This window comes from uncultured Roseobacter sp. (assembly GCF_947491795.1).
Taxonomy (GTDB): domain Bacteria; phylum Pseudomonadota; class Alphaproteobacteria; order Rhodobacterales; family Rhodobacteraceae; genus Roseobacter.
Genome location: NZ_CANLKW010000020.1, coordinates 1 through 4,397 on the forward strand (window position 1 = coordinate 1; position 4,397 = coordinate 4,397).

The window sequence follows — 4,397 nt, forward strand, 5'->3', positions numbered from 1 at the left end:
TGCTCTGACCATATGTCCATCTCCTGCTGCGTTTTCAGCGCAAACAGGTTCATCTTTGCCGATGCAACGGATTTTGAAGGAAAAATGAAAGTGCGGATTTTCGGTTTCTTCTCACGATCGGGCGGCGACGGAGACGTTCGTTGCAGCGGCGAAGAACTTTCATTCCTAGTTGAAAACTGACATTGGTTGAGCGCCAGTGGCCAGCAAAAGCCGATATACGTCACCATTTAAGGACTAGCAAATATGTCAGAGATAGATGAGATTCCTGAACGTATCTTCAGGATGGCATCAGATGCACTAGCTCAGGCGAACACGAATGCAGTGATCTGTGGACGTGGGGTGGCATACAGGACCAACATGTCCATCCTCGATGCGGCGCATGCAGGTGAGCTGTTTCTGAAAGCAGTCATTGCGACAGCGCACCCTTTGCTGATATTTCGAGACTTGTTTTCACTTGATAAATCTGCAGAGGAGCCGTTGAACCTTCGCCATATCATTGAGCATGGTCGGACCTATAATCTGGAACATCTACCGAAGTTGCTTTGGGTGGTACACGGTGAGCGCCTCCCGGACATGGATAGCTTTGACAAGGTTAGGAAAGCCAGGAATGCGATACAGCATTTTTGCGCACCAGAAATTGGGCGGACGGGTGACCTAGCACTCACTTTCCTTTATCGAAACATCGATCCATTGATTAAGCGTCATTTTTCTGTCGATGCTATAGAGTTTATCGACCCAGATGATATGGCCTATCTAGTAGAGAACTTGATTCACCTAGAGCTGCCTTTTTCGAGTTCTGAAGTCATTGAGATTTCTGAGTTCAATGTTTCGGAGGCATTGGGTCACGTAAGTGATGCATACCGAAATAGTGTCGAGGGACGCCTCTGTCAGTATCCGCATGAGGAACCCAGTGCTCGCTAGGTAGGCCAGGATAGCTGGTGCTACCTAGAGATATTGGGGTGCGGCTCCAGATGAGGCAGAATAGTTGGTTTTCTGCCCGACCAGTCTGAACATCGCTGCCTTTCAGGTTTGACGATTGCGTTTCAATGCTTGAGAGTTTGTTTGAGGTAGATCGTTACAGCTCGGGAGCATCATGCCGGACTATTCAGAAGACTGGCACCCTGGTAGTTTCACAAAGAACTTCGGCTGGGGTAAAGACGGCCGAGGCTTGGCGGAGCTCCACTATGCTATTCGTGTGGGGTTCGGAGAAGCCAAGAGCGATGTCAGGCGCAGTGATTTTCGCCAGCGCCTAGAAGCTTCAGGCATCAATTTCTACATCCCTGCCAATTTCTTTCTCTTTAACTATTCGAATGAATCCGGTGATTGGATTTGTTTCGATGAGCTCGTCTTTCAGGCAGTCTTCTTCGATCACTCTGCGCATTTTGATAGGCTTGCGCTGTTTGCGTTCAACCTGTCTTTGGTTGGATCTTGGCAAGGAGCGCGACAATTCCAAAGGCGACCTGCCCTATGGTCTAACCGTTACATTGTCGAAAGACTGGCTCACGCGCACAGATGGGAAGTTTCCAAGGTCAATGCAGATGATATCCAGACGTTTGTAGATGGAGACGACCGGTATAAAGCCAAGACTTCCAGGAAGCTCAGCACCAACCTGAGCTTCCTGTATCAGATTGGCGGTTTGCGTTCAATGATAGCTGATACCATTGAAAGGTGGTGGATGAACGCATCGTTTCTAGCTGCGGATCGGCTTTGTAGACTTCGATATGCCCGCCGTCTGACCGTATCATCATTGAGAGAAGCTCTAGATGAGTTTGATTTCGCTCCTTTAGCAGGCGGTAAGAATGTCGAAAAATCATATGCGCTTAGCCGTTTGTTGGAGATGTATGTGTCGGTGGGTGGTCCAGCTCGCTTTGAGCGTTCGGTTGAAGCAATCCGCGCGGGAAAAACAAACGACCCGCGTCCCTACGGGTTGGTAGATAAAAAGCTGCCACGAGCGCCAAAATCCCTGCCGGCGGGTGTTGTGAACACAATGGAATGGCTTGATGCGTCCTATGAACTTCTAGACCACGATGAACTTAGGGACTTTGATGTCGATATGTTCGTAAGAGAGGCGTCGATACGCGCCCTGTCGAACATTCGAGAACGAGGTATCAAGCCCACAATGAGTGCGTCAGACCTCATGTCATTGATGCGAGGCTGACTTGGAACCTACATCTGCATGTCTGGACACATCGGCTTTGATCGCGCTGCTCAATAACAGCGAAGCGGCGCACCTTGCGGTGTTGCGTGAGTTTCAACGATACAAATCCAGTGGAATGGTCTTTATTACTGAGGTTGTTTTCGCAGAGGCGTCGGCGGGCATGAACTCTGCCAAAGAGCTACGACTTGCGCTAGATGAGCTTGGTATCTCCGACCTGAGCGCCAACGACGACGGTCTTTTTTCTGCCGGCCAAGTCTTCAAGGACTATCGCCGCAGCAAGGGCATTGGCAAGAAGGATGGTGTTTTGCCTGATTTCATGATTGGTGCAGTTGCTGATGCCAACGGCGTTGCATTGATTACGCTGAATGACCGCGATTTCGTAAACAAGTTTGAGAATCTGGCCGTCGTCAATCCGGTCAAGAGTTAACAGAGCCATTTGGACGCATGAATGTTTGAGACAAGCACTTTCGATGATCCCGGAGTTATGCCGAGCGCCGCGCGCGATCATTGGTCTTTCATGGAGACCAACTCAGCATCTGCGGTTATGAAGGCTGTCTGCCCGGATGAGTGGAACGACATCATTGTTATCTTGTCAACTTACCGTCTGGAGCCGCGATATTGGTTACGGGCTGGTGGCAACAGAGGCGATATCGCAGAACAGATTGATAGTGCTTTTCATGAAAAGGGCTGGCAGGAGACCCGACTAGATCTGTCAACTAAAGGTATATTGTTTTCCAAAGAATCAGAAAAAATTGGTGAGCTACCAGAAGTTTATCAAGAGGGCTACCTCGTTGACAACTTCAAGAACAGGGTTGTCTTGGACGTTGAGTGGAATGCTAAAGATGGCAATTTGGATCGTGATTTAGCAGCCTACCGTTCTTGGTATGAAGCAGGAGTAATCTCGGCCGGTGTGATCATCACCAAAGACAGATTGCCGCTTCTTAAGCTGGCTCGCAAGCTATGGGCGGACTATCAAGAAACACTTCCGGAAGAGGAGCGCACAAAGAAACTTCCAATCGACCTTACGACATCAACAGTAACTGCCTTTGATAAGGCGCAGATGAGAGTAAGGCGCGGGGTGATGGGCTCTTGTCCCGTCTTGATTGTGGCTGCAAACCAAAGCACTTGGGATGGGAGCCCTTACCCCATTGCTTAGTCAGCTACTCTGCAGCCGGTCGTCCCCGTTTGCGCAAAGGAGTTTCTGCAAGCTCCAGTAACGATCGTACTCTTTGTATCGGATAGCCTGTTTCCACGGCAAGATCTCGAATACTTGCGCCGGCCTCGTAGCGATTTCCAATTTCTCGGCCTATCTCAGTTGCCACAAGCTCAGGAATTGTCTCCTTAGGGTGCAACGGGGGAAACATCCCGCCGCCAGCGTATCCCTTGTGAACTTGCCCGCGAGGTTCCACATCGTCGGATGCCTCATCACCCCAGAGGGTCCACCCTTTCTGTGGATGGCGAGCAAACATCTCCAAGTACGGACCAGGCGAGCAAGCCGTTATCAGGTCGTACTGTTCATCAGGTTTGCGAGAGTGCTCGCGTTTGCGTGTCTCAATCATATTCACTTGCGATCGTGCTGGCGCAAGCGTTCTCATTGAACCTTTAACCCCGAACAAGAGCACTTCTGTCACATTTCGGAAGTAGAACCCTACTCCGCGACCGTCAGGCCCCCCGTCTTTGCGTCGTTTCGCCCATATGATGTTTGAAACATAGCGAAAGCCCCAAGCCTCCATGACTGCCAGCCCATCTGGCAGAAGAGCGTTCGGAACCCACAAATACAAATGTGCGTTCTTCGCACAAGAATCTGAAACCGGCAGAGCTTTAATCGCCTCCAAATCCATAGTCGAATAGCGATCAAGGCGGCGGTGTTCCGGGGCTACTTTGCCAGTACGATTAGTGAAGCGCCAAGGGGGGTCCGCCAAAACAGTTGAGAACCCACCAACAACTTTCGGCAAAGCTGGGGGTTGCGCTTCCGGTCTCAAAGGGTCTGCTTTTTTCTTAGGCATGAACTGCTCCCGGATCTTTTTTTAGATCTTTATAAGAAAGAGCTCGACGACGCCAGCCCCAAAATGGTTGGCAAGGTTGTAATTTTGAAGATATGCGAGAAAAATGCACTAACGGCACATGCTTCATAGTCGTGCTCTGACCCAGCTCCCTGAAATCAGGCCACTTAGGTGCTGTTGATCCGCCCAAGCTAAGGATGGACCATGAAACGTAGATTTAGTGACGAACAGATCAT

Annotated in this window: 5 protein-coding genes and 1 pseudogene; 4 read left to right on the forward strand and 2 right to left on the reverse strand. The window is 50.1% G+C overall.

Annotated elements, in window-relative coordinates; genetic code table 11:
• The coding region (locus Q1A34_RS21815) for a hypothetical protein (RefSeq protein ID WP_300039606.1) at positions 1-227 on the reverse strand (227 nt) is incomplete at its 3' end.
• A 16-nt stretch (positions 228-243) separates the two neighbouring features.
• Here Q1A34_RS21815 and Q1A34_RS21820 point away from each other — a divergent pair.
• The 4 genes from Q1A34_RS21820 to Q1A34_RS21835 all read left to right on the forward strand — a co-directional run bounded on the left by Q1A34_RS21820 (position 244) and on the right by Q1A34_RS21835 (position 3,314).
• The gene (locus tag Q1A34_RS21820) at positions 244-921 is read left to right on the forward strand and encodes a hypothetical protein (RefSeq protein ID WP_300039608.1); all 678 of its coding nucleotides are present in this window, start codon (positions 244-246) and stop codon (positions 919-921) included.
• 172 nt (positions 922-1,093) lie between these two features.
• Positions 1,094-2,158 carry a hypothetical protein gene (locus Q1A34_RS21825; protein WP_300039610.1) on the forward strand — a complete coding sequence of 355 codons (1,065 nt, stop codon included), beginning with the start codon at positions 1,094-1,096 and terminating at the stop codon, positions 2,156-2,158.
• Between the two features lies 1 nt (position 2,159).
• Positions 2,160-2,585, forward strand: a complete 426-nt coding sequence (locus tag Q1A34_RS21830) for a PIN domain-containing protein (RefSeq protein WP_300039612.1) — start codon at positions 2,160-2,162, stop codon at positions 2,583-2,585.
• Positions 2,586-2,606: 21 nt separating this feature from the next.
• Complete coding sequence (locus Q1A34_RS21835; RefSeq protein WP_300039614.1) at positions 2,607-3,314, forward strand: BglII/BstYI family type II restriction endonuclease; 708 nt, start codon at positions 2,607-2,609, stop codon at positions 3,312-3,314.
• Between the two features lie 244 nt (positions 3,315-3,558).
• Here the strand turns inward: Q1A34_RS21835 and Q1A34_RS21840 are convergent.
• Positions 3,559-4,140, reverse strand: a pseudogene (locus Q1A34_RS21840) (MT-A70 family methyltransferase); the annotation flags it as partial.
• Positions 4,141-4,397: the final 257 nt, after the last annotated feature.

Bases quoted from the DNA above. Each gene is read 5' to 3' on its own strand.
- Q1A34_RS21835 (WP_300039614.1), top strand. From the start codon at position 2,607: ATGTTTGAGACAAGCACTTTCGATGATCCCGGAGTTATGCCGAGCGCC.
- Q1A34_RS21825 (WP_300039610.1), top strand. From the start codon at position 1,094: ATGCCGGACTATTCAGAAGACTGGCACCCTGGTAGTTTCACAAAGAAC.
- Q1A34_RS21820 (WP_300039608.1), top strand. From the start codon at position 244: ATGTCAGAGATAGATGAGATTCCTGAACGTATCTTCAGGATGGCATCA.